The organism is Actinacidiphila paucisporea, assembly GCF_900142575.1.
Classification (GTDB): Bacteria; Actinomycetota; Actinomycetes; order Streptomycetales; family Streptomycetaceae; genus Actinacidiphila; species Actinacidiphila paucisporea.
In genome coordinates this window covers 584,350-604,859 of the sequence record NZ_FRBI01000002.1, presented here as the reverse complement: position 1 = coordinate 604,859, position 20,510 = coordinate 584,350, and the positions used below count along the sequence as shown (strand labels likewise).

The following is a 20,510-nucleotide window of genomic DNA, read 5'->3' as shown; positions in this document are numbered from 1 at the left end:
GGGGTAACCGCACGACGAGCCGTATGTCGCCATCGGCCCGAAGGGGCCGCGCGGTCCGCCCGCTCCCGGAGGGTCCCGCGGATCACCGGACCCCGACGTCGCGGAGTCTCGGGATCTCGGAGTCCCGGAGCCGACGGGCCGGCAGGGCGGGACCGTGGCCGGTCGCTCCGCAGGCAAAGGTCACACGTGGCGAGAACCGAGACTTTCGTATGCGTCCCGCAGATCGGCGGCCTCAGGCAACTGTCCGGCCTCGACGGACTTTACGACTTCAAGCGCTCGCCAGTGGTTGGACGGAACCACTCGCCCCGAGAGTATGGCCTTCCGCGCCGCGTCGCAGGCTTCGTCAAGGCGATTCCCTGCCACCAGGACCAAGGCCAGGTCGATATTCGCCGAGGCCACCCGCCGAGGCCACTTGGCGATGTCATCGTGCGGGTCCAGTTGCGCGATGACCGCACGCGCGAACTGCTCGGCAACCGGATCACCGAGCCACGCCAGAGTCGTTGCCGTATAGGAGAGCGATTTGGCCGGGTCATACTGATAGTGGTGCTCGGGGTCATCCAGCCGCACGAGCGAGGCCGACAGGCTCTGGACCCGATCGATGGCCGAGTACGTCTCTTTCGCCTGCCCCAGACGTGCGCGTGCGCGCCCTTCCTGGGCGGTCGACTGAATCTGTGCCGAGCTTCCGGCGGGCGCAATCCCCTGTGCAATCTGCGACAGCTCAATGGCGCGGACGTAGTTGCCATCCGTCAGAACACGCCAGGCCTCAGTCTCATAGCACCACGCCTCGATCTCCGGGTGTTCCGCCTGCCGGGCCAGAATCGCAGCCGTCTGCAGACGTGCGCTTGCGGCAGCATTCTGCTTGAGGTCGATATGAACTGTCGCGCCCAGCAGGGACAGCCAGCCACCGAAGACCAACAGGCGGCGATGCTCGGCCAGGGTCTTCCTGGCATCGAGCAGGCGTGTGACGTACGACGAATACTTTCGCACCTGCTGCAAGATCTCTTGGGGAGGGACTTTGGGATACGCGGTGGCCAGCTCATCGAAAGCCGTCTCAAGGCGACCGAGTGTTTCCTGCCCGACGTCGCTCGACTCTACGCGTCGCGCCAACTCCCAGGATTCCAGCTCGTCGTCATCGGCCTGGACCTCCCGATGGACCCGCGGATCGACAGCTGTGCGAATCACGGTGTCGGAAGTCAGCAACTCATCCAGTTCCTTGGAAGTGAGCTGCAACAATTTCGCCAACTTGGGACGCTGATGCGGATGAGGATCGACTTCGCCCCGCTCCCACCGCTGGACTGTTGTGCGATCCACCGTGAGCGCATCGCCGAACTCTTCCTGGGTGTAGCCGCATGCCTTCCGGCGCTGCGCTAGCCGCTGTCGCTTGGCTGCCATGCCCGCACTCCGTCCGGTTCCCCTCCCTGGTCAGGGTACCCCGCGCAGCCAACGCGCCGCAGAGATGCAGCACTTCTGCCGTGGTGCCCGCATAGCCGACACAGCAGCCTTGTCTGACGCAAGTCCCCGGCGACCGTGGCGACGGTCCTCGGGGCGTGGCCCACCCTACTGAGGAGCGCCGACGCATGGACCGAATGGTCTGGCTGGTCGCCAAATCGACGACCGCCTTAACCGAACACCGGACTCCCGGCAGTCGGGGGTCGCGGTAATGCTCCCCGTACCGTCCGCCCCTACGGACCCCGACATCGTCGCCAGACGATGGACCCAGGCGCCCAGAAATGTCCAGCGGGCACGTGCTGAACTGTCACGTCATCTGGCGGAGTGGGGATGCCCGGCCGAAGTGATCGACTCCGCCGTAGTGGTGCTGTCCGAATTGCCTACCAACGCCATGCGGCATGCGGGAGAACCGCGGGGGCGCCACATCGAGACGCGCTTCCACCGCGGAGATTTCTGCGTGCGGATCGATGTGCACGACGCAAACGACGCCAAGCCGGAGCGCCGGGAAGCCTCCGACGAAGACGAGTCCGGCCGCGGCCTTGAGCTGGTCGACGCACTGACCAGCGGGCAGTGGGGGATCTCCTCCCGGGTGGGCGTCGGGAAGATGGTCTGGGCGATCTGCGCCTACGACGGGGCACCGGACCTTCGGGACGCAGCGGCCGGGGCCCGGTGAGCGCGGCAGGTGTCCTCGCCGAACTCCCGTCCCTGGCCGCGCACGTCACCGCGCCGCGCTGAGGCCCAGCTACCCCTTGTAGGTGTACGTGAAGTGCGGGGTGTCGTACTGGGGGCCGTTCTTCTCGTAGGTGAACCAGTACGTGATCACGTTTCCGGCCGACAGTCCGTTGATGGTCTGCGTCCACGTGCCGCCGCTGTTGGCCATGCGGAAGTTCTGCTGGCCCGCACCGTTGACGAGGTAGTGCACGTCGACGTAGGCCGCCGGGGTCGTCGGGACGAAGGTGATCCGCACCTGCCCGGAGCCGGTGGTCGCGGCGCTCGCGGTGTAGTCCGGCGAGGTCGTACCGCCGCCGGTGGACGTGCCGGTGGACGTTCCGGTGCTGGTGCCGGTGGAGGTGCCGGTCGACGTACCCGTGGACGTACCGGTCGACGTACCGCCGGCCGTACCGCTGCCGCCGCTCGTCCGGTTGACGGCGATCCAGTCGACCGTCATGGGGGCGCCGGAGCTGATGCTGGCCGAGGGCGAGGTGCAGCCGCAGACCTTGTTGGGGTACGAACCGCCGATCGCCACGTCGAAGATGGCGAAGAAGCCGTGGTCGACGGCGGCTTGCCAGGTGGCGGTGGAGACCTGGTTCTCGTTGACCGTGTACGTCACGGTGCCGTCGAGGGAGAAGCGCAGCTGCTCGGCGGCGGTGTTGGTGCGGTCGATGACCACCGAGTAGGTGTGGAAGCCCGACTGGCAGCCGCCGCACGCCTGCAGGCCGCTGCTGATGCCGTCGGGGTCGTGGCACTCGCCGGCCCAGGCCCCGCAGTGGAAGGTGGTCGAGTGCTGGCTGAGCGCGTTGACGTCCTCCATGATGTCCAGCTCGCCGATGCTCGGCCAGTTGGTCGCGCCGACCGGGCGGGCGTCGGCGCCCATCGCCCAGAAGGCCGGCCAGTAGCCCAACCCGCTGGCCGGGGCGGGCTGCTTGAGCGACGCGCTGATCTCCAGCTGGCCGCCCGCCGGAGCGGCGAAGTCGGTGCGCTGGGTCTCGACGCGGCCCGAAGTCCAGTGCCCCGCCGCGTCCTTGACCGGCTTGATCACCAGGTGTCCCGACCCGTCCTGGTAGACGTTGGTGGTCGAGTCGGTGGCGGTCTCGATCTCGCCGGTGCCCCACATGGTGGCGGCGCCCGGGTAGGCGTAGCCCGTACCGGTGTCGTAGAGCCAGTCGGCCCGGTTGAGGCCGGTGCCCGAGGCGCCGTTGAAGTCGTCGCTGAAGATCGTGGTCCAACCGGCCGGCGGGCCCGGCACCGCCGCCGCGGCCGAGCCGCCGGTGGCGGACAGCCCCAGGGCGCCGGCGACCAGCACGAGCAGCGCGCCGATCACGGTCGGAAGGGCGCGCCGGCTGCGGGGCCGGGCACCCGGGAGGGCGCTGGGACGTGGGTTCTTACTCATGGGCATGAGGACCTTTCTCCAAAACGTGGGGGGTTGTTGAAGAGGTCGGAACGTGCGGCGCTCGGAAACATGGGAGGAGTCCGACCGTTCGGGAAGTGAACAGAGTGTGCGGTCCGTACGGATCACGCCTCCACACCTCCGTCGACGGCAGGCGTCCTCCGTCGAGGAAACCGTCGGGTCAGCGGCTTGGAAGCGCTCTCACGCAACAGGGTCGAGGTGGAGTCTCAGTGCGTGACGCGTACTCGTCAATAACTTGAACAAGATCAACTCACCGGCGCCCGCCGGCGCCTCCGCCGCGGACGCGCGGCGCCGGGCTCAGAACCGGGTCACCATCAAGGAGATGTCGTCCTGCTGCCCCTCGGGGTTGGCCAGGGTGTGCAGCAGGCCGTCCGCCACATCCTCGGGCGGCAGGTGCCGGAATTCGCCCGTGACGGCGACCAGGCGGGCCAGGCCCGCGTCGATGTCCTCGCCGCGGCGCTCGATCAGGCCGTCGGTGTAGAGCACCAGCAGGTCGCCCGGCTGGTATTCGGCGGTGGCCTGCGGCCTGGGGACGTGTTCGAGCCGTACACCGAGCGGCGGGTCGGTGGCGCTGTCGAGCAGGTGGTACGTGCCGTCGGCGTGCATCAGGACGGGCGGCGGGTGGCCGGCGCTGCTGTACGTCAGCAGCCGGCTGACCGGAAAGACCTGGCAGGCGAAAGTCGTGGTGGCCGTCGCGCCGTCCAGGGAGCGCGCGTACAGGCCGAGCGCCTCCAGCGCGCCACTGGGCCCGTCGGCGACCCGGATGGCGGCGCTGAGCGCGCTGCGCAGCATGCCCATGACGCTGGCGGCGCCGACCCCGTGGCCCACCACGTCGCCGACGGTCAAGCCGAACCGCCCCCCGGGCAGGTCCACCACGTCGTACCAGTCACCGCAGGCGTTCATGCCGCGCATCGCCGGCCGGTAGCGCACCGCGATCTCGGGGTGCCGCGCCAGGTCGGGGGTGGCGAGCATGGCCTGCTGGAGCGCGAGCGCCACGTCGTGGCTGCGGGCCGTCGACTTCTGCAGCCGGGAGTGGGTGTGCGCCAACCGCTGGACACGGCTCATGAGTTCGGCATGCGGCGCCGCCATCCGCTGCCCGTCGGGCCCGCGTACGGCAGCCGCGTGCTCCGACGTCACGTAGTCGCTGACGTCCTCGACGCGGTGGATGATCAGGTCCACCTGCCCGTCGGCCCCGATGAGCGGCTGGTTCGCCACGTTCCACCAGCGCGGCTCGAACTCGCCCGCCCTGCCGGCCCGGGGAATCGCGTAGTGCTGCAGGAGCAGCACATTGGCCTGCCCCGAGACCAGCACCGCTTCGAGCGACTCGCGCTGGGCCTCGGCCCCGCCCGGCGTCGGGTCGCTCGGGTCGGGCGGGAAGGCCTCGAAGAAGGACCGGCCGGTGAGATCGGCCGCCGGCCGCCCGGTGACCTCGACGTACGCGTCGTTGGCGGCCACGATCGTCAGCTCGCGGTCGAGCACCACGCAGGCCGCGGGCACCGCGGCGAAGAGGGCCGCGTAGTCCAGCCCCGTACCCCCCTCGCGTCCCGCCACCCCGGCTCCTCGCTGCCGCTCGCCCGCCCACGGGTCCTCGTGTGGCGGCCAGTCAACCCCACCGCGGCGGCCGTCCTCCGCAGGCGCACGCGCAACTCGTCCGTACAGCCGATACGGGCGTAACTCTTGCCACGTACGCGGCGGCGCCCTATCGTCCCGTTCTCGGAGCGGTGTGGGAGCGCTCCCATCGTCGAATTCGTCGAAACCGAATGGGACGGACTCCCACCGACGCTTGCACTTCCCCCCACCTCCGTGCCTGTCGAAAGGGACAGCATGAAGTCTCTCCAGCAAGCCTTCCGATCCACCCGCAAGGCCGCCGTCGCGGCCCTGGCCGCTCTCGGCCTCGCCATCGGCGGCCTGATCACCCTGACCGCCGCGCCGGCCGCCCACGCGGACACCCAGATCTGCACGCAGTACGGCTCGACCACGATCCAGGGCCGCTACGTCGTGCAGAACAACCGCTGGGGCACCAGCGAGACCCAGTGCATCAACGTCACGAGCACCGGCTTCCAGCTCACCCAGGCCGACGGCTCCGTTCCCACCAACGGGGCCCCCAAGGCGTACCCGTCGATCTTCAACGGCTGCCACTACACGAACTGCTCGCCGGGCACCAACCTGCCCGCCCAGCTCAGCGCCATCAGCAGCGCCCCGACCAGCATCTCCTACACCTACGTCGGCAACGCGGTCTTCGACGCCGCGTACGACATCTGGCTCGACCCGGCGCCCAAGAAGGACGGCGTCAACAGGACCGAGATCATGGTGTGGTTCAACCACGTCGGCGCGGTCCAGCCGGTCGGCTCCAAGGTCGGCACCGCCAGCGTGGGCGGGCGCAGTTGGGACGTGTGGACCGGCAACAACGGCGGCAACGACGTCATCTCCTTCGTCGCCCCCTCGGCGATCGGCAGCTGGAACTTCGACGTCAAGTCCTTCGCCAACGAGGCCATCAACCGCGGCCTGGCCCAGAACTCCTGGTATCTCACCAGCGTCCAGGCCGGCTTCGAGCCCTGGCAGAACGGCGCGGGCCTGGCGGTCACCTCCTTCTCCTCCTCGGTCAACATCGGCGGCGGCTCGACCACGGGCGGCACCACGACCGGCGGGACGACCACCGGGGGTACGACCACGGGCGGCACCACGGGCGGCACCACCGGCGGCACCACCGGCGGCACCGGCTCGTCCGGCTGCAAGGTGACCCTCACCCCGCAGAGCTGGGCCGGCGGCTTCTCCGCCAACGTCACCGTCGCCAACACCGGCTCCAGCGCCGTCAACGGCTGGCGGCTGGGCTTCACCCTCCCCTCGGGAGAGACGGTCACCAGCGCCTGGAACGCCACCGTGAGCCCGACCTCCGGTGCCGTCACGGCCACGAACATGTCCTACAACGCCCAGATCCCGGCCGGCGGCTCCCAGTCCTTCGGCTTCCAGGGCACGTCCAACGGAGCCTTCGCGGCCCCGACCGGCTTCACCCTGAACGGCACCGCCTGCTCCTGACCCCTGAGCGCCACCCCCGCACCGTGCCGCCTGCCCTGCGGGCGGCACGGTGTCCGGTTCTCGTCGCGGAAAGTGGAGCCGGCGCTACGGTGAGTCGTACGCCTCCACGCCCCGAAGGTGCCGTCATGATCGGAACCAAGCGGCTCACCACCCTGGCCGCCCTGACCGCACTCGCACTGGCCGACGTCACCGCCTGCGCCACCGAGGCCGGGGTCCCCAGCCTCGACTACGCGACGGTCCTGACGATCCTCCCGCTGTAGCGCGAGCGGGAGCCGTCCGCGGCGGATTCAGCGGGTGGGCGGGGCGAATTCCGGCTGGTCGAGCAGGCGCAGCCAGCTTCCGTCGGGCTGGCGCCTGACGACCTGCGCGCGGGCGCCGGACCCGTCCTTCGGCGGGGTCGAGGTGAGGGCGATGTCGCCGCTGACCAGCGTCGGCAGCGGCTCCTCCGGTGCGAAGTGGGGGCGGTTGGCCAGCACCTTCTCCCAGAGCTCACGGATCGCCTCGCGGCCCACCGTCCGGGCGCCGGGCGGGTAGGCCATCACCGCGTCCTCCTCGTAGAGCGCGGCGACCCCGGCCGCGTCACCGGCGTTGGACCGTTCGACGAACAGGCGGGTGATGTCCTCGGGCCGCATGGCCTTCTCGTACACGTACTCCTTCGCGGCCCCGCCCTCACCCGGCACGGCCTTCTCGTATCCCGGCATGGCTACCTCCTGACGTCGGGCTTCGTTCCCTTCCCAGCGTGGTCGGCCGCTGATCAGAAGTCCAACAGATAGCTCTTCCGGGAACTAGAATCGATAGTCATGGACCTGAGGCAGCTGGAGTATTTCGTCGCGGTCGCGGAGGAGCGCAATTTCACGCGGGCAGCCGAGCGGGTGCATATCAGCCAGTCAGGCGTCAGCGCGCAGATCCGCCGACTGGAACGGGAGCTGGGCGCCGACCTGTTCGACCGCTCGGCGCGCACCGTCACCCTCACTGTCGCGGGGAAGGCCGCGCTCGACCCCGCCCGCGCCGCCCTCGCCGCGGCCGGCGCTGTGGGCCAGGCCGTCACCGAGGTGACCGGCCTGATCAGGGGGCGGCTCGCCGTCGGGATGGTCGTCGGCTGCACGATCACACCGCTGTTCGACGCCCTCGCCGCGTTCCACCGGGCCCATCCCGGCGTGGAGATCTCGCTGACCGAGGACAATTCCGACCGGCTCGCCGAGGAGGTGCGGGCCGGCGCCCTCGACCTGGCTCTCGTCGGGACCGCGACGGCCGTTCCCCCGGCGCTGGAGGCGATGACGATCATCAGCGAGCGACTCGTCGTGGCGATTCCCCACGGGCACCCGCTGGCCGAACTGCCCCGGGTCACCCTGCGTGACGTGGTCGCCCACCCGATCGTCTGCATGCCGCCGGGGACGGGCCTGCGCACGGTGTTCGACGACGCCTGCGCCGCACAGGGCCTCCAGCCGGCGATCGCGCTGCAGGCCGGCGCCGCGGAGGCCATCGCCCACCTCGCGGCCCGCGGACTCGCCGCCGCCGTCCTCAGCGACTCGATGGCCGCGAGCTACCGCGACCTGCTCACCGCCCGCGTCATCGACGACGTCGAGGCACCCGCCGTACTGGCCCTGGTCTGGAGGAGCACGCACAGCCCCGCGGTGCGCGAGCTGGTCGGACACTGCCGGGGGGCGTTCACCGCACGCGACCCCGGGTAGCGAGTGGCCGGGCGGCCCGGAGGGGAAGCTGCCCGCTCCGTGGCCGGCCGGTGTGCCGGCCGGCCACGGAGCGTCGCGCCGGACGCGGCTACTGCGCGGTGAGGGTGAAGGACTGGGCGGGGCCGCCGGTGCAGGACCACTGCTGGAGGCGGGCGCCGTCGGCGGTGGAGGTGTCGGTGACGTCCAGGCACTGGCCGGTGTTGCTGCGCGGGCTCAGCGTGTAGGTCCCGCCGGACGCGGCGACCGGCTTCCACTGCTGGTTGGTGCCGCCGCCGTAGGCCCACAGCTGGATCTTCGCGCCGTTGCCCACGCCCGTCCCGCCGGTCACGTCCCATGCCGCCGACGCCGAATTGCGGCCGACCACCTTGTAGTAGCCGCTGTCGGTGGCCTGGAACTGCCACTGCTGGTTGGCGCTTCCGGCCACGCAGGCCCACTGCTGCACCGCGGCACCGTTGGCGGTGGAACCGGCCGCGTCGTCCACGCACTTGCCGCTGCTGGTGTTCTTCACCGTGTACCACTTCGTCGGGTCCACGGGCCCGCTTCCGCCCCCGCTGCCCGTCGTGACGGTGGCGGTGTTCGACGCCGCGGAGAGGTTGCCCGCGGCGTCCGCCGCCCTGACGGTGTACGAGTAGGCCGTCGAGGCGCCCAGACCGCTGTCGGTGTAGGAGGTACCGGTGGCGGTGCCCACCTGGGCGCCGCCGCGGAAGACCTGGTAGCCGGTGACGCCGACGTTGTCCGTGGAGGCGTTCCAGGACAGCGAGACCGCGGTGCCCGACGCCGTCGCCGTGAGGTTGGACGGGGCCGAAGGGGCCGTGGTGTCCGGGCTGCCGCCGGTGGCGGGCCACACGTAGGTGCCCACGGTCTTGGCGGGCAGCGTGGCGCTGACCTGCTGGCCGCCGGCCCGCAGGGTGAACGGCTGGGCGGCCGCGGTCTGGTTGACCACGACGGTGACCAGGGTGCCGTCCGGGTTGAGGAAGGCCACGTTGGTGACGGTGCCGCTGCTGCCGTTGCCGGTCTGGACGCGGGTCGCGCCGCGGGCGACGAACTTGGAGAACTGCGCGATGATGTAGTACTCCGGCAGCGCCCAGTAGGTGTCGGGGCTGCCCGGCGACTGGATCAGCATCGTCGGGTCGGGCGAGCCGGACCACTGCTCGGGCTTGCGGTTCTGGTCGAGCATGGTGACCCAGTCCTCGTACATGATCGACTGGTTGCGGAAGTACTGCACGATCCGGTCGGCGCCTGAGGTGCCCCATACCGCGCGCTCGGTCATCGCCACGTTCTTGGCCGGGTAGTTGGCCTTGACCTGGGACATGGTCGTCGGGTCGCCGCCGTAGTCGTGGAAGGCGATGCCGTCCACGGCGTCGAAGGCGTCGCTGGGCGAACCGGGGTTGCCGAGCACGCCGGCGGTGTAGCTCGCGCCGTCGGAGAAGTTGTGGTCGAACGCCCAGATCTTCGTGGACGCCGCTCCGTTGCCGTTCAGCTCGCCGCGCAGGGCGGTGGCGATGCGGCGTTCCTGGTCTGCGGTGATCGTCGTGCCCGGGTAGTCCGCGGGCGAGAACAGCGGCTCGTTCTGCATGGTCACCGCGTACAGCGGCAGTCCCTGGCCGGCGTAGGCGGTGACCGCCTTGCGCAGATACGTCGCCAGCACCGGAATGCTGGAGTCGGGCAGCGACCCGCCGATGAGGCTGTTGTTGCTCTTCATCCAGGCCGGCGGGCTCCACACGCTGCCGAACAGCAGCAGGTCGGGGTTGATCGCCTTGGCTTCCTTCAGGACGGAGATGATGTTGTAGTCGATGTCCTTCTGGATGGAGAACCGCGACAGGCTCGGGTCGGCCGCGCCGTCGTCGTAGGTGTAGAACTGCCGCGAGGTGAAGTCGCTGGTGCCCAGCGGGATGCGGGCGACGTTGAATCCGGCGCCGTTCACCGGGTCGACGAGCTTGTGCAGGGCGGCGGTCCTGGCGGCGGCGCTCATCCGGGACAGGTTGTAGATCGTGGACTCCTCCAGGGAGGAGCCGACGCCCAGCACCGACTGGTAGCGAGTGGCGGTGTCGGCGGTGATGGTGGCCGAGCCGGAGGCCGCGACGGGGGTCAGGTCAGGCTGCCTGGACAGCTGGTAGCGGGTGGCCGCCAGCCCTGTCGCCGGGTCGGTGAACCAGTTGCCGTTGCCGGGGGTGAACCCCGCGGCGGTGGACTCCGAGCTGAGGTAGACCTGCACCGGCGCGGCGGCCGCGGCCGCCGGGCCCGCGGCGGCCACCAGGGCGCCCGGGGCGAGCAGCGCGCCGGCTGCCACCGCCGTGACGGCGACGACCGTCCGGCGGCCGCGCATGAGGCGCGGGCGGGACCGCGAGCGGGAAAGCCATGTCCGTGGGTATCGCAGGTGCATGAATTCTCCTGGTGCGGCGGGAAGGGACGGCCGGATCTACGGAAGGCGCGCTGCCGGCGCGGCGGGGAGACCGCAGCCGGAAGCGCCGTCCTGTCAAATCAACGGGGCACGTTCCACTGCTGGTTGCCGCTGCCGAAGCAGGTCCATATCTGCAGCCGGGTGCCGTTGGCCGAGCTGTTGCCGGTGGCGTCCAGGCACTTGCCGGAACCGGTGTTCACCAGCTCGCCGTTGGCCTGGTGCTGCCAGGCCTGCGCCGCTGTGCCGTTGCAGTCGTAGATCTGCACCTTGCTCCCGTCGGCCGTGCCCGCGGACGCCACGTCCAGGCACTTGCCCAGGGCGCGCACCGTTCCGTCGGTGCCCACCGTCCACTGCTGCGCGCCGCTGCCGTTGCAGTCGTAGAGCTGGACGGCCGTCCCGTTGGCGCTGTTCGCGGCCGCCACGTCCACGCACTTGCTGCCGTAGCCGGTGATCTGGCCGGTCTTGCCGGTCCCGCCGCCGCCACCGGTGCTGCCCCCGGTGAGCTGGTTGAAGATGCGCGAGTAGGCGTAGCCGGTGGCCTTGTCGTAGTAGTCCACCTCCCAGAAGGACAGCTCCTGCACGCCGTTGGCGGCGGCGAAGCTCTCCAGGGTCTGCGCGTCGGACTGCGAGAAGTACTCGTTGTCGTCGTTCTGGCCGGCGATCGGGGTCAGTCCGATACGCCCGTAGGCGGCCGAGGTGGAGATGCCGTACAGGCTCGCGAGCTGGCCGGCGGAGGCGCGGGCGGCCGACTCGGCGTCGTTGAGGGCGTTCTGGCCGTTGCCGAAGTCCATGGTCATGAGGTTGACGGCGCTGACGCTCACGCCCTTGCTCTTGGCGTCGCTGAGGACGTTGTACTCCTGGGAGGGCAGGCCGCCCGGGTCGACGGCCAGGGTGTACGCCACCTGGACCGCCGGGTTCTGCGCCTGGAGCGCCGCCAGGGCCTGGTTGCGGCGCTGGTTGGCGGCGGTGTCGCCGAGGGTGCCTCCTTCGATGTCGAAGTCGAGGCGGGTGATCCCGTAGGTGTTGACGACGTTGGCGTAGGCGGCCGTCAGGGAGGTCACCGAGGTGCAGGTCTGGGCGAGTTCGCCGCCCTCGGCCCCGCCGAAGGACACGATGACGGTGCCGCCCGCCGACTTGACCGCGTTGATCTGGGAGGCGAACGCGCCGACCGAGTCGCCGCTCGCCTCCCACTGCGGTGTGCAGCCGGACCTGGGGATGAGGAAGGCCAGCGTGTAGTACTTCAGCCCGGTCGCGTTCGTGTCCGCGGCCATGTCGTTGGCGGTGCCGCTGTCGATCTGCAGGTAGGGGGCGGCGAAGTGGGCGGGCAGCCCCGTCGCCGCGTGGGCTTCGGACGCGGCGCCGACGAGTGCCGCGGCCGAGGCGAGGGCCAGGGTGGAGAGCGAGGCGATGGCGTGGGTGAGACGCATGGATGACTCCGTACGGGCCGGTGGTGGGGGGATGTTGCATCGCGGTCCGCCAGAACGGGCGGGGGTTCAGGAGCGGGGAGAGCGCTGCCTGGTTTGCGGTCACCGCCGTGGCCGCAAACCAGGGGTTCGGGTGGCCGCCGCCGGGAGGCCGGACCGCCCTGTCGGGGCAGACCCGTCCTGCCGGGAGGGCCAGGAGTTGGTCGTGAGGCAGGCCGCGGTGGAGCTGGGCCGAGGGGGCGACCGCGGAACTGCCTTGCTGAGCGATTTGCGGTGCCTGCGTGACGTGTTCGTATCAGACTTTTATCAAGTCGTGAAGTTAGAGCGGGAGGTGGGCCCCGTCAACCCCCGCATCACGGGAAAGAGCAATCACTTGGCGTTTCGCCAGGTCAGAGCGTGAAGAAGATTGAGGGCCGGGACGGGCCGCCGAGATACCGGCCGGCCTCCCGGGCGGCGGCTCGGCCCGCCGCGTCCACTTGGTGAACGCGCGGGTGCGCGATCTTCAGCCGTGAACGACGGCGCTCGGTAACGCGCACGAGCGATAGTTTTCAAACGCGTCACGGCCGGGTGGCGGTCAGGCCGGCGGGTCGCGGCCGAAGGCAGGTGTCAGCCGGTCCGCGGGGCTCGGCCGACCCGTGCGGTCGACTCCCGGACGACCAGCGGCGTGGCGAGTTCGACGTGCAGGGTGTCGACCGCATGGCCCGCCACCAGGCGCATCAGCAACGACACGGCCATGCGGCCCATCTCCTCCAGCGGTTGCCGGGCCGTGGTGAGCATCGGTGTGGTGCTCTCGGACAGTTCGCTGTCGTCGAAGCCGGTGACCGACAGGTCCTCCGGGACCCGCAGACCCCTGTGCCGGGCCGCGCGCAACGCGCCTGCCGCCGTCTTGTCGTTGAACGCGACCACCGCGGTGGGCGGTTCCGCCTGCTCCAGCAGCGACAGGGCGGCGCGATAGCCCAGTTCCGCGGTGGGCTCCTCGACATGGCGCACCAGGTCCGGCTCCGTGAGAAGGCCGATCTCCGCGAGAGCCGAGGCGTGGCCGACGAATCGGCTGCGGCTCGCCTGCCAGTCGACCGGCCCTCCGACGAAGCCGATGCGCCGGTGGCCGAGGGAGAGCAGATGGCCGGTGATCCGCCGCGCGCCGGCCGCGTGGGCGGCCGACACCGACGCCACGTCCTCCGGCAGTTCGACGCGGGGGTCGATCACCACCAGCGGGTAGCGCCGTGCGTGCAGGGCCTGGAGGTCCTCGGTCGAACTGGGCGGCAGGACCAGGACGGCGCCCGCGATCCCCGGCTGGCCGGGAAGGTCGAGCAGCGTGGACGTCTGACCCTGCGCGGTCTCCCCCGCCTGCACGACCGCCCGCCGCCCGTGCAGCGCGAGGGTCTCCACGACGGAGGTCACGATCGTGCCGAAGTAGTCGGTCAGGACGTACGGGCAGTACACGAGCACCGGGTGCGCGGCGGTCGGGCCGATCCCGCCGGGCGCCCCGCCCAGCCGCTCGGCGGCCTGACGGACCATCTCCCGCGTCGCGGGAGCCACCGGGGCCCGCCCGTTGATGACCCGGGAGACGGTGGCGATCGAGACCCCGGCCTCGTCGGCGATGGCCCGGATGGTGACCCCCGCCCCCGGCCGCCTACCCAATCGTCACAGAGCTCCGCCTCATGGCGGCACAGTCTAGGCCGGACGCGGCGGAAAGCCCGGGCCGACGACCTCGCGGAACCCGGCCGAGGCGCACTCGGGTGGCCACCGCTGGAAGGCGCTGCCACCGGTGCGCGCCCCGGCCCCCGTTACGGATTACGCGTCACGCGTCCCCTCACGCGTCGGCGATGGTGAAGGCAGCGCCCACCGCCGTCCAGTCGGTGCCGTCTGCCACGCCGGGCCAGCCGGTCACGGTGTCGTCGGACGCGCGGCCCCACAGGTCGGGGACGCCGTCCCCGCTGATGTCGCCAACCGAGCCGAGGACCGGGTAGTCGGCGGCGTCGGCCCGACGCCGACCGCGACCCGCGCGTCGGGGGCGGCCCACGAGGTCGGGTCGAGGACACCGGCGGCACCCGCGGCTCCGTAGACGCGCCACAGGGCGCCGCCGGCGTCGTCGCGCAGCAGCAGGTCGCCCAGTCCGTCGCCGTTCAGGTCGCCGGGAAGATCCCGGACGCCGGAGCCGCCCGCCGCCGAGACCGCCGGCCCCGCTGCTTCCGTCGCTGCGCCGGCACCGAGGCCAGGCCGACAGCACCGAGCGCGCATACACCGGCGAAAGCGGTGCATGCGGCAAGAAACGAACGATTCGGTGAATTGGCAAACCGCGAAATGCAGAACATGAAACTCCCTTTTCCCTGGCAGTCGGGAATACGGTAATGCAGCACCACAACGTGCGACAGGGAATTTCTCGGCGCCCGGCGGCGCGGGCCCGGCTCGACAAAGGCGCCTGCCCCTGCCCGGTTGGCGGGGCAGGGGCAGGCGCCGTGCGGGGCGCGGCGCCGGCGTCAGTGGAGGGTGAGGTCGAACTCCTCCCAGGGGCCGATCGCCGTGCGGTTGGCGATCAGCGCCGCCGCGCCGGCGTTCTCGGCCGTGACGAGGTGCTGGTTGTTGTAGGCACGGAAGCTGACGCTGCCGTCGGGGTTGTGGATCAGGTAGAACGTCTCCCACGGGCCGGGGCCGCCGCGGTTCGCGATCAGCGGGGAATTCCCGCTGTTCTCGGCGGTGACCCACTGGTTGTCGGAGTGGGCCTTCAGGTTCACCGTGTTGTTGTTGTTGGCGACCATGGTGAAGGTCTCGTTCGTGCCGACCGAGGTCGCGTCGGCGATGAGCGAGGTCGTGCTGTTCGCCGCGTCGACGTACTTGCCGTTGGCATGGGCCTTGAGGCTGATCACGGACTCGGTGGGCGGCGGGAAGGTGGTGGTGTTGTTCGTGTAGCGGGCCGCGGTGATGTTCGCCTGCACGGAATTCTCGGTCGCGTCGGTCGGAAAGCCCTTCGTGACCGCGCCCTCGAAGAACTCACCGGTGCCTTCCGGGCTGTTGTCGCCCCCGGTGCCCAACTCGATCGATGGCTGCACCTTCATCGGGTTGTAGCCGCCCGGCAGGGCGCCGGAATACGCCTGGGTCAGCCCGCCGGACTGCCCGTTGCCGTATTTCAGCGTGAAATTCGTCGTGCCGTTGTTCTTCTCCCAGGCGCTCAGGAACGAACCCGTCTCGCTGGGGATGTTCGCCGGGTTGGGGCCGGCCGCGCTGAAGTACATGCCGTTCTCGAGGTCGCCGCCGACCCACGGGCCTGAGCCGGTGCAGCCGCCGGTCCAGCAGGCGGAGCCGTAATAGATCGCGTTCATGGTCGCGTTGCCGTCGTCCGAGTCGTCGGTCTCGGCCGAGCCGAAGTCGAAGCAGCAGCTGTTGCTGGTGAGATTGGACGACGTGAGCATGTATATGCCCTCGGGCTGCGAGCCGGTGGGCACGTTCTTGGCTGCGTTGTTGCGGTATCCGGTACCGATGTTGTTGACGAGCACGCCGTAGGCGGCCTGGCCGCCGATGGTGATCGGCAGGGCCATCGCGTTCGCGCCGATGTCCGAGCCGTTCGGGCCGGGGCCGGACAGGGCGCCCGAGCAGCCCGAGCAGGAACTGCCGGGCGAGATGGGCATGTTGTTGGCGTTCGGCGTCTGGTCGTACAGCTGGGTGATGGTGCACGTCGTTCCGGAGCAGAAGGAGACCTGCGGCGCCGAGGCGACCAGGCCGCCGGCCGACGCGAGCCCGACGTTCAGGGTCTTGCTGTCCGAGGCGCGCTGGATCTGGTAAAGCGGGCCGTTGTACGAGGAGAACATCGCCCGGGTGGTGCTGTACGCCGCCTCACACGGCGTACCGCCGGACGCGTAGATATCGCAGGGCCCCGAGGTGGCCGCCGCGGCACGCGTCGCCGTCGTGCCGAAGACCGGCACCGCGATCGCCACCGCGAGCAGGAACGCGATCAGCAACTGCGTCCGGCGTCGGAGCGTGGGTATGACCAGCACATATACCTCCGGAAATGTGATGGTGCCATTCCGCCCGTGCCGTTGAGCCGGTCGCGACCGCGCTCACCGTCGGGCGCGGTCGAGGATCACCGGCGGTGCCCGACGTGCAGCAGGCGGCGGCGTCCCCTTTGGCGCAGCCCACATATTTAGCTGGCTCTAGACATAAGTCAAGGCTGCCGTCTGACCGCGCGGGACATTTTGGGAGAGCTTTGAAGCGATAGCAGCGGATCAGCGAAACTATCCGGAGTCTTATGTACAAAGTGAGCGCAACAGGTCGGCCTTGATCGCCGGCCGTGCGGCCTGGTCGGCGGAGTCAGCCGCCGGACCCGGGTCAGGGCGTGGGGAAGGGGACGTCGGTGAGCTTCTCGCTGGCCGCCGAAAGCTGAGCCCCGCCCCGCCGGTCAACCCGCCCCGCCCGCTACGCCGGCGACCCGAAGCGCGCCGCGACGGCCTGCTCCAGGGTGAGGCCGCCGGCGTCGTCGTCCGGTTCCAGGAAGGCGTGGATCACCGCGAGCGCGACCGTGCCCATGAGGGAGCGGCGTTCGCCGTGGTCGACGACACCGGCGGCGGGGTCGCCGATGGCCCGCAGCGTCATCCCGTCGGTGGCCGCGGACAGGGCGTTCGCCAGGTCGTCGAGGGTGAGACCCCTGCGCAGCCGCAGGTGCCGCTCCCGCAACACCGTCTCGTACAGCTTCTTCCACGAGCCGAGGTAGTCCTCGTAGACGGCGGAGATGATGCGTGTCACCTCCTCGTCCCCCTCGGCCGCCGTCATGAGCGCGAGGCCGAGCCGGACAGAGGGCAGGCCGACTCCCTCGACGGTGTGCCGGTAGGCGATGTCGTGCACCGCCTGCACGAAGTCGGGCCCGTGCACCAGCCTCTTGATGTTGTCGGCGCGCTGCTTGCGGTACTGCGGGCGGTAGTTCTCCCGCCACACCGCGAAGGTGATCAGGTCGGTGACGTAGTCCGCGTGCCGGCTCCAGCGGTCGCGCAGCATCGAGACGCCGTTGCCGTACCGGGTGAAGGGCGCGGGGTTGCCCGCGAACTCCTCGGCGACCATGCGCTGCGACAGGGACCCCAGCAGCAACCGCTCGCTGCTGACACGCTGCCGGCCGCCAGGACCGAGGTGCCGTACGAGCAGCCGCATCCCGGCGGCGAGCAGCGCGGAGGTGACGCGGTCGTTCGCGAGCCGGTCACGGCCCCAGCGGGTGCGGCGGTTGAGGTTGCGCAGGACCCCGGACAGGTCCTGGTCGTAGGGGAAGGGCAGATCCCGCTTCCCCCTGAGGCCGCGCGGCCCGTCCGGGGCGCCGACGCGGTCCGTGCCGTACGCGTCGTCCGCGCCGTACCCGTCGCCCGTGCCGTCCGTGCGGCCCTTGCCGCGCATGCCATCCGTACCGTCCATGCCCGGATGGTCCCCGGTCCGCCGCCCGGCCACCAGGGGCGCGGGTGCGCGGAGTTGGGGCCCCGACACCGGTTCTGCGCGGCTGCGGGGAAGCCGGCCGGCGCTCTCGCGCGCTACACCGGAGGTCTCCCCACCGCAGAAGGGTGACCGCCGATGCTCGCACCCACCACGGACGCCGCCGCATGGGTCCTGGCCTCCGCCGCCGCAAGCGGCGCCCTGGTCCGGCTCATCATCGGCGTGCTCGCCGCCCACGCGACCCGCGCGGCACTGCGCCCGTCGACCACCGAGGAGTCCGCCCACCGCCTCGCGGTCCTGCGCGCGCTGCTCGCCGAGCTGAGGCGTCCTCGACGGTGAGCGCTGTGGAGCGGTGTTTTTCGAGCCTGCGGGTCAGGTCACCCGCAGGAAGGACTCCAGCGGCAGCGCCGTCATCCGCCGGGCCGCGTTCGGCTCGGCGAAGACCCGCAGGGCCCGCACGTCGGCTACGAGCGGGGCCAGTTCGGCGGCCACCGCCTGCGCGTCCCGCGCGTCAGGGTCGCCCGCGTACGCCTCCAGGCGGGCGAGCAACCCGGGATCGTCGTCCACGGCCCGCGCCAGATGCGGCCAACGCAGCCGTAACGCGACCCACTTGCCGAGGGCCACGAGCTGGTCGATGTTGAAGTCCAGCACGGCGCCCGGTGTGCTGCCCGCGACGTGCAGCTGCAGCCGGTAAGCGTTGTCGAACCGTTTGACCTGGCGGGGGTTGGCCTCCAGGCAGCCGAGGACCTCCAGTTCCGCCTTCGCGACGTCGTTGGAGTCGGCGTTGAACCGCCTGGCCTGGGCCCTTCTGACCGCTTCGTTCAGCGCGAGCTGGCTGCTCTCCGAGGCGTCGGCGCCGATCAGCGTCTGGCCGGCCGCGAAGACGTCGACCGGGTTGCGTGGCAGCAGCTCCTCGATCTCCCGCTCGTAGCGCGTGACTTCCTGTTCCGAGGGAGCCCGCAGCGCCTGAAGTGGCCGCCGGTCCCCGGTCACCGCCGTGAGGTAGCGGCGCAACGCGGCGGGGCCGGGCACCGCCACGGACACCGTCATCTGCACGATCTTGGTGAGGAACGTGGCGCCGAAGTCGTCGGCCAGCGGGCTGCGGCGGGTCCGCAGCATGCGGATGGTGTCCTCGTAGGCCACGTCGATACTCGCCGCCACGACGGCGGAGTCCATGCCGAGCAGGAAGGCGCACTGCCGGTTCTGCCCCGAGTTGAAGATCTGGTTGACCGCCTCGACGACCTCCACGACGTGCTTGCTGTCGCACCGGTCGAGGTCGTCGACGAACACCGCGAGCGCGCGGTCGCCCCGGTGGAGCAGCGCGTCACTCAGGGCCTGGATGTCCTCGTCGACCTCCGAGGTGAAGCCCAGTTGCTTCTCGTACCGGTATTTGCTGACATGCCGGTCGATGGCGCGCTTGAAAGGGTCCCCGACGATGCCCCAATAGCGCGCGACCGTCGCGGTGATCGAGGCGAGCACGATCGCGGCGCCGCCGACGAACGGCACGCCCCGCCCGGAGGTCGGGCCCGCAGCGGCGGTGAGCAGCGCCACCAGCAGCGCGGCCAGCGCCGCCAGCAGGGGGCCGATCCCCTTGACCGCGAAGTCGAGCGGATCGTGGCGTACGCGCTCCAGCCGCATCTTGAACCGGGTGCGGCCCGTCCGCGACATCTGCGCCTGCGGCTGCTCGTAGACCGCCTTGGCCAGCGCCGCCCACAGTTTCTCGCTGTTCTCGTACTTCCACGCCGGGAAGTCGACCACGTACCAGCGCCGCGCGGCGTCCGCCGGGGTGGCGGCCAGCCGGTTCTTGAGCTGGAGCATCGCCGAGGACTTGCCGCCGCCCCAGGGCGCGTCGACGGCTATGGCCAGCGGGAGGCTCGTCGCCGGGTCGTTGAGCAGCTGTTCGAGGCCGCCCACCAGCGGGCCGAAGCCCAGGCGGTCGACCGGGGACGGCTGATCGCTGACGGCGTGCGGGCTCAGGGCGGGCCGCGGCTGCGGAAGCACCTGCGGCATCGGTCCGGCTCGGGCGCCGGGTTCCGCCCCGGTCTCTTCCGCGGGACCCTCCCCCGTGGTTGCCGGGTTGGCGGCCGGGGACGGGAGCGGGGGCAGGGGCTGGGGCGGCGTCCGCCCGGCCGCGGCCGGTGCCCGCGCCAGCACGATCGAACCTTCCACGCCCAGGGTCCAGCGCTTGGGCGTCTGCTGCGGATGGCGCAGCCGGGTCGTGCTGTACACGTAGTCGTACAGCTCGTCGACGGTGACGTATCCGTCCCCGTCCACGTCGGCCTCGCCACTGCGCAGTCCGTGGACGAGGGCGGAGGTGAAGGCCGAGGAGGACTGCGGCGCACCGCTGTTGCCGCCGAACTCCTCCGTGACGTCGTCGCCCTCGAAGGCGTACTGCATCGCGCTGGACGACGTGATGATCACCCTGCCGCGGCCGCCGAGGTGGTCCATCAGGTCCACCGTGGGCTCGGACCTCGTGGTCATGCCGAGGACGAACGCCTCGCTGTAGGGGGCGTCGAGGATGATCACGATCCGACGCGAAAGGCACCGGTCCATCATCGTGTTGAGGGTGACGGCGGACATCGCGGTCACCAGCAGCCGGTCCCTGCGGGTGTCCGTCGCGGCGAAGTACAGCTGGCCCGACTCGTCCTTGAGCCCGTGGCTGGCGATGTACAGCAGGAGCAGGTCGGCGGGACCCGCGGTGGCGAAGAAGCCCTGGATCGCGGCCAGCGTCGACGACAAGGGCTGGTTGACGAGCAACTGGGCGTCGAAGCCTCCGATGTCCGGGTCGCTCAGCACCGCTGCCAGCGCCGCCACTTCCGTTCCCGGGGACCGCAGGGCTCGCAACCCCTCGTCCGCGAAGGTGTCGACCCCCACGAGCAGCGCCTGCCTGCGTCCCGCCGCCTGCTGCGTCATCGGCTCCCCCCGGCGCTGCACGGTGCGTGCCGCTCGATTGTGCCCGACGGGACGCGATCGCG

General features: G+C 70.8%; 16 protein-coding genes. 5 read left to right on the top strand and 11 right to left on the bottom strand.

Going from position 1 to position 20,510, the window contains the following annotated elements; all coding sequences use genetic code 11:
- Positions 1–180 precede the first annotated feature (180 nt).
- A complete protein-coding gene (locus BUE44_RS05790) occupies positions 181–1,392 on the bottom strand; it encodes a helix-turn-helix transcriptional regulator (protein WP_073494372.1) in 1,212 nt (403 codons plus the stop codon).
- Between the two features lie 268 nt (positions 1,393–1,660).
- Between BUE44_RS05790 and BUE44_RS05785 the strand changes: the two genes are divergently transcribed.
- Positions 1,661–2,122 carry an ATP-binding protein gene (locus BUE44_RS05785; RefSeq protein ID WP_073494369.1) on the top strand — a complete coding sequence of 154 codons (462 nt, stop codon included), beginning with the start codon at positions 1,661–1,663 and terminating at the stop codon, positions 2,120–2,122.
- Positions 2,123–2,191: 69 nt separating this feature from the next.
- Here BUE44_RS05785 and BUE44_RS05780 read toward each other — a convergent pair whose 3' ends face one another.
- Positions 2,192–3,559 carry a glycoside hydrolase family 16 protein gene (locus tag BUE44_RS05780; protein WP_073494367.1) on the bottom strand — a complete coding sequence of 456 codons (1,368 nt, stop codon included), beginning with the start codon at positions 3,557–3,559 and terminating at the stop codon, positions 2,192–2,194.
- Positions 3,560–3,874: 315 nt separating this feature from the next.
- Positions 3,875–5,128, bottom strand: a complete 1,254-nt coding sequence (locus BUE44_RS05775) for a PP2C family protein-serine/threonine phosphatase (protein ID WP_073494365.1) — start codon at positions 5,126–5,128, stop codon at positions 3,875–3,877.
- A gap of 273 nt (positions 5,129–5,401) precedes the next feature.
- Between BUE44_RS05775 and BUE44_RS05770 the strand changes: the two genes are divergently transcribed.
- The gene (locus BUE44_RS05770) at positions 5,402–6,613 is read left to right on the top strand and encodes a GH12 family glycosyl hydrolase domain-containing protein (RefSeq protein ID WP_073494363.1); all 1,212 of its coding nucleotides are present in this window, start codon (positions 5,402–5,404) and stop codon (positions 6,611–6,613) included.
- A gap of 125 nt (positions 6,614–6,738) precedes the next feature.
- Positions 6,739–6,873, top strand: coding sequence for a hypothetical protein (locus BUE44_RS39195; RefSeq protein ID WP_265737147.1), 135 nt, complete (start codon positions 6,739–6,741; stop codon positions 6,871–6,873).
- Between the two features lie 27 nt (positions 6,874–6,900).
- On the opposite strand, the gene BUE44_RS05765 is transcribed toward BUE44_RS39195, so the two are convergent.
- Complete coding sequence (locus BUE44_RS05765; protein ID WP_073494361.1) at positions 6,901–7,314, bottom strand: YybH family protein; 414 nt, start codon at positions 7,312–7,314, stop codon at positions 6,901–6,903.
- Positions 7,315–7,413: 99 nt separating this feature from the next.
- Between BUE44_RS05765 and BUE44_RS05760 the strand changes: the two genes are divergently transcribed.
- Complete coding sequence (locus tag BUE44_RS05760; protein WP_073494359.1) at positions 7,414–8,304, top strand: LysR family transcriptional regulator; 891 nt, start codon at positions 7,414–7,416, stop codon at positions 8,302–8,304.
- 88 nt (positions 8,305–8,392) lie between these two features.
- Here the strand turns inward: BUE44_RS05760 and BUE44_RS05755 are convergent, their stop codons facing one another.
- From BUE44_RS05755 to BUE44_RS05725, 6 genes are all read right to left on the bottom strand, one after another.
- On the bottom strand, positions 8,393–10,687 hold the full coding sequence (locus BUE44_RS05755; protein WP_079189502.1) for an RICIN domain-containing protein: 2,295 nt from the start codon (positions 10,685–10,687) through the stop codon (positions 8,393–8,395).
- A gap of 98 nt (positions 10,688–10,785) precedes the next feature.
- On the bottom strand, positions 10,786–12,132 hold the full coding sequence (locus BUE44_RS05750) for a ricin-type beta-trefoil lectin domain protein (protein WP_073494354.1): 1,347 nt from the start codon (positions 12,130–12,132) through the stop codon (positions 10,786–10,788).
- 603 nt (positions 12,133–12,735) lie between these two features.
- Positions 12,736–13,770: a LacI family DNA-binding transcriptional regulator gene (locus BUE44_RS05740; protein ID WP_073494350.1), complete on the bottom strand. Its 1,035-nt coding sequence runs from the start codon at positions 13,768–13,770 to the stop codon at positions 12,736–12,738.
- A gap of 172 nt (positions 13,771–13,942) precedes the next feature.
- Entirely contained in the window at positions 13,943–14,152 is a 210-nt protein-coding gene (locus BUE44_RS05735; protein WP_073494348.1) for a hypothetical protein, read from the bottom strand.
- A gap of 457 nt (positions 14,153–14,609) precedes the next feature.
- Entirely contained in the window at positions 14,610–16,121 is a 1,512-nt protein-coding gene (locus BUE44_RS05730; RefSeq protein WP_235001914.1) for an arabinofuranosidase catalytic domain-containing protein, read from the bottom strand.
- Positions 16,122–16,539: 418 nt separating this feature from the next.
- A complete protein-coding gene (locus BUE44_RS05725) occupies positions 16,540–17,520 on the bottom strand; it encodes a hypothetical protein (protein WP_143172470.1) in 981 nt (326 codons plus the stop codon).
- Between the two features lie 153 nt (positions 17,521–17,673).
- Here BUE44_RS05725 and BUE44_RS05720 point away from each other — a divergent pair, with 153 nt between their 5' ends.
- Positions 17,674–17,874 carry a hypothetical protein gene (locus BUE44_RS05720; protein WP_073494344.1) on the top strand — a complete coding sequence of 67 codons (201 nt, stop codon included), beginning with the start codon at positions 17,674–17,676 and terminating at the stop codon, positions 17,872–17,874.
- Positions 17,875–17,907: 33 nt separating this feature from the next.
- Here the strand turns inward: BUE44_RS05720 and BUE44_RS05715 are convergent, their stop codons facing one another.
- Entirely contained in the window at positions 17,908–20,448 is a 2,541-nt protein-coding gene (locus BUE44_RS05715; protein WP_073494342.1) for a caspase, EACC1-associated type, read from the bottom strand.
- Positions 20,449–20,510: the final 62 nt, after the last annotated feature.